Below are 4,845 nucleotides of genomic sequence, written 5' to 3' on the forward strand. Positions count from 1 at the left end.
TTTCAAGGCCCGAGAGTCGGGTGATGGTTTCCTGCAGCATGGAGTTCTGCCCGAACAGGCGGAGGAACTGTTTCGGGTAAAGCTCGCGAGACATCGGCCAGAGACGACTGCCGGTACCACCAGCCATAATTACAGGAAGTAACATAATGAAATCCTTAAATAAATAATTGCTTTATTTTACTATCAATCAATCGACCGTCAGGTGGCGTGGCCTTTTTGAGGCACGCTACCGCCATTGGCTGTCGCAACCAAAATGCGTACTGCTCCCGTGCTCCAGGCTAAGCGCCACCCTCTTTCGCTTCAGGCTGTCGGCAGATCGTTCAGTCAGCGGCTACAATGACAGCCTGGCGGAACGCGTGTCCTGAAAACCTAAAAGCAGAGATATACCTTCAGGCATATCTCTGCTTTTAACATGCATCTTCCCTCACCTGGCCGCCAAACGCACCACACTTTCCGCATTTGCCGCCGGGTTAACCATCAGGACTTTCTCATTTACGCAGGGCAAAACACATGCCCTTACCGCCACCGAAAAAAGCGCAACGGGCGCCCAGCCGATGCTGGCAACCGTCAGAAAGGAGCGTTTACGACGTGGGGAAAGATAAGAAGAGACATCGTCTTCGCCGCCAGGGAGACCACGCGCATTCAGGCTTGATGGCCCTGCGCACACAACAACGGCGCTATGTTCCGATAGGTGGGATAAACGACTCATGCCTCTACACTGCACATTCCACAAAGAAAATCGTGCGCAGATTATAGCGCTGGTCGGCGGGAATAAAAATAAAAAAGCCTACTGATTAATGGATTACTCAAATGACACACATCATAAACATTCATTAAACAAGCAAAAAAAGAGCAATTTCTTGATATCCATGAAGAAAAGAAAGCCATCATTGCGCGCTTTTAGCCCGTTTGATAAATAAACCGGGCACAAAAAATATAACTTTAAACAAACTTATGCCGGGCTCAATGGGTATTTGTTGCCTTTGTGTTTAGCCACAAATCGCTAAACCGCTGACAAGTCACAAGGTTATTATTCGGATGCTAACAGTCAAATGAGAAACGTTGTTATTTATCACCTTTTGCCACGGTTATTTTGCCAGAAAAAACGTCCTTCACCTCACGTCTGGCGGAGATGACGCGGCAAAGCAAGTGATCCCAACCGCAAGCCAGTGTAAAATCGGCACTTATGTAGAACGGGATATCCACACCCCGGAGGAAAAATATGAAGTTTTTGGTCACTGGTGCCGCAGGTTTTATCGGCTTTCATATCGCGCAGCGCCTGCTGAATGAAGGGCATGATGTTGTCGGGATCGACAACATGAACGACTATTATGACGTCAGCCTGAAGCAGGCCCGTCTGGATCGCCTGGCATCTCCGGCATTCCATTTCCAGCAGCTGGATCTGGCCGACCGGGAAGGTATGGCAAAGCTGTTCGCCGTAGAGCAATTTGATCGCGTGATCCACCTGGCGGCTCAGGCCGGTGTGCGTTACTCGCTGGAAAATCCGTATGCCTATGCGGACGCTAACCTGATGGGTTATCTGAACATTCTGGAAGGCTGCCGCCATACCAAAGTGAAACACCTGGTGTACGCCTCCTCCAGCTCGGTTTACGGCCTCAACCGTAAAATGCCGTTCTCCACCGAAGATTCCGTCGATCATCCGGTCTCCCTGTATGCCGCTACCAAGAAAGCCAATGAGCTGATGGCGCATACCTATTCCCATCTGTACAGCATCCCCACCACCGGGCTGCGCTTCTTTACGGTCTATGGTCCCTGGGGCCGCCCGGATATGGCGCTGTTCAAGTTCACGAAAGCGATGCTGGAAGGGAAAAGTATTGACGTCTACAACTACGGCAAAATGAAGCGCGACTTTACCTATATCGACGACATCGTCGAGGCGGTGGTGCGCGTTCAGGATGTGATCCCGCAGGCTAATGCCGACTGGACCGTTGAGAGCGGTTCCCCGGCCACCAGTTCCGCGCCATATCGGGTCTATAACATTGGCAACAGCTCGCCGGTGGAACTGATGGACTACATCACCGCCCTGGAAGAGGCGCTGGGGATGGAAGCGAAGAAGAATATGATGCCGATCCAGCCGGGCGATGTGCTGGACACCAGCGCAGACACCCAACCGCTATATGACCTGGTGGGTTTCAAGCCGCAGACGTCAGTGAAGGAAGGCGTGAAGAACTTCGTCGAGTGGTATAAGGATTACTATCAGATCTAATCCCCTGCCCTGCCGCAATCGTCAGGTTGCGGCAATCTCTTCTATGGAACCTCCGTTATCCTGACTATATGTCGACTGAATGCACATTCATTGTTTTATATATAATGTTTTGTGCTATAGACGGTATTTTTGCCTTTTTTCTCGCCTGCCTGAAACCAGTTTCATCCAGCCTTTTTCAAAAAAGCAAATATCCGCGCGCCAGGCACTCAAACTTTTCTGTCATCCATCCCAATTTGGTGAGTGGAAACAGCATTATATGCTGATTGATCAAAAACATTACTCTCTGTAGGAATTTTCCTAAATCCAGGATATGTTAGAGCAAGCCATGCAACAGAACAAAACTGGTGCATTGCTTATCAAACTAATAATTCAATCAACATACGCTCTGTGGTAGATATTATGGAAAACCTATTTTTCTTAGTGGTGGCTGCCATACTACTTGCTGTTTCAGTTTATTTCTTGATTTCTTATTTAAAAGACAGAAAGAAAACGAAACTGACGTTTAATAAACGCAAGTGGTAAGGACCGCTCTGTATTGCAATCAGATTAAGATAACATTAAGAGATAAAAAAATGATATTACAGAATGAGCGTTCATTCTGCTTTTTGGCGTGGCATTAAGGCAAGAAAAAATAGTGTTAATCGCGCCCTGTTCATCATATTTCCATAGGGCATAAATAACAAAAGCCTGCGTTGCAGGCTTTGTTTTACCTCCCGGCGCTTATCTCCGGCATCTACATCACAGTGACGGTAGCTCTTCACAAGGTAAGTTTAACTTATCGGACCTGTTTTCAACCCGCAACGGCTTTTGAGCAGGATCGTAATGTCCATCACAATTTATTGAGGCTAATCTGAATGTGCGAGAAATACGCGGAGTGAGGGATATAACGGGGAGATAAAGAAGAACACTGGCGGCAGGGAACCGCCAGTCTCAGACAGGCAGAATTAATCGTTACCAAACAGATCGCGGGTGTATACCTTGTCCGCCACATCCGCCAGCTCTTCCGCCATACGGTTAGAGATGATCACATCCGCTTCTTGTTTGAAGGCATCAAGATCGCGCACGACGCGGGAGTTGAAGAACTCATCTTCCTGCATCACCGGTTCATAGATAATAACCGGAATACCTTTCGCCTTGATGCGCTTCATAATGCCCTGAATAGAAGAGGCACGGAAGTTGTCCGAACCACTCTTCATGATCAGGCGATACACACCCACCACTTTCGGCTTACGGGCGAGAATAGAATCCGCGATAAAGTCTTTACGGGTACGGTTAGCATCCACGATAGCCGCGATGATATTGTTCGGGACCGATTCGTAGTTCGCCAGCAGCTGCTTGGTATCTTTCGGCAGGCAGTAGCCGCCATAGCCAAAGGACGGGTTGTTATAGTGGTTGCCGATACGCGGATCCAGACATACCCCTTCGATAATCTGCTTGCTGTTCAGCCCCTGGCTTTCAGCATAGCTGTCGAGCTCGTTGAAATAGGCAACGCGCAGCGCCAGATAGGTGTTCGCGAACAGTTTGATCGCTTCCGCTTCAGTGGAGTCGGTAAACAGGGTCGGGATATCCTGCTTGATCGCGCCTTCTTTCAGCAGGTCTGCGAAACGTTCGGCACGCGCAGAGCGCTCACCAATGACAATGCGCGATGGGTGCAGGTTGTCGTACAGCGCACGGCCTTCACGCAGGAACTCAGGAGAGAAAATAACATTATCAATCCCTAAACGTTCTTTGATGTCGCGGGTGAACCCCACAGGGATGGTCGATTTAATGATCATCACCGCGTTCGGGTTGATCTCAGTGACATCGCGAATAACCGCTTCCACCGTAGAGGTGTTGAAGTAGTTGGTTTTGGGATCGTAATCGGTCGGCGTCGCAATGATCACGTAGTCGGCATTACGATAGGCGTCGTGCTTGTCCGTGGTGGCACGGAAATTTAACGGTTTTTCTGCCAGATATTCCTGAATCTCTTTATCCACAATCGGAGAGATCTTCTGGTTAAGCATATCCACTTTGGCCTGTACGATATCCAGAGCAACCACTTCGTGGTTTTGCGCAATCAGGACACCGTTCGATAAACCAACATAACCTGTACCGGAAATAGTAATTTTCATGAGATTACACTTTAATCAGTTAACTGGATAATGGCGGATAGCCACCAAATTAAATAATGCTGTGGGCGGTTTTACGCTTTGACCAGTGGGATGTCAAGAATAAGCCATAAGGTCAATAATACGATTAAAATCTGACCCTATGGCTTCCATTATGGATAATGCATTACTTGAGAAGAGCTAAAATCTCTTCGGTTTTTGCATTCATTAACGCCGTATCCGCTCTGGACTCCACGTTCAGACGCACCACCGGCTCGGTATTGGACGTGCGCAGGTTAAAGCGCCACTCAGGGTATTCAATACTGATACCGTCCGTTGTGTCGATGTGTGCGGCCGCCGGCTCATACTGTGCCCGGATGCGCGCTATCGCCTCCGCCGCATTTCCCAGCTTGCGGTTGATCTCCCCCGACGCCGGGAACGCCGCCTGGCGGTCCGCCACCAGCGATTTCAGCGAACTGTTCTTCAGGCACAGCAGCTCCGCCACCAGCAGCCACGGGATCATCCCGCTGT

At 49.2% G+C, this 4,845-nt stretch carries 4 protein-coding genes and 1 pseudogene; 2 read left to right on the top strand and 3 right to left on the bottom strand.

The features are described from left to right. On the bottom strand, nucleotides 1-145 hold a 145-nt coding region (locus CW267_RS29485; RefSeq protein ID WP_242816814.1), incomplete at its 3' end, for a sugar phosphate nucleotidyltransferase. Between the two features lie 1,077 nt (nucleotides 146-1,222). On the opposite strand from CW267_RS29485, the gene CW267_RS29495 reads away from it, so the two are divergent. Then, a complete protein-coding gene (locus tag CW267_RS29495; protein ID WP_040968719.1) occupies nucleotides 1,223-2,227 on the top strand; it encodes an NAD-dependent epimerase in 1,005 nt (334 codons plus the stop codon). A 399-nt stretch (nucleotides 2,228-2,626) separates the two neighbouring features. Continuing rightward, nucleotides 2,627-2,749, top strand: coding sequence for a small membrane protein (locus tag CW267_RS31020; RefSeq protein WP_004144151.1), 123 nt, complete (start codon nucleotides 2,627-2,629; stop codon nucleotides 2,747-2,749). 422 nt (nucleotides 2,750-3,171) lie between these two features. On the opposite strand, the gene ugd is transcribed toward CW267_RS31020, so the two are convergent. Next, nucleotides 3,172-4,338 (bottom strand): UDP-glucose 6-dehydrogenase, encoded by a 1,167-nt coding sequence (gene ugd, locus CW267_RS29505; RefSeq protein WP_000704907.1) that lies wholly within the window; start codon nucleotides 4,336-4,338, stop codon nucleotides 3,172-3,174. A 163-nt stretch (nucleotides 4,339-4,501) separates the two neighbouring features. Beyond that, nucleotides 4,502-4,845: pseudogene (locus CW267_RS29510) on the bottom strand (phosphomannomutase CpsG); the annotation flags it as partial.

The organism is Klebsiella sp. X1-16S-Nf21, assembly GCF_002837615.1.
Classification (GTDB): Bacteria; Pseudomonadota; Gammaproteobacteria; order Enterobacterales; family Enterobacteriaceae; genus Klebsiella; species Klebsiella variicola.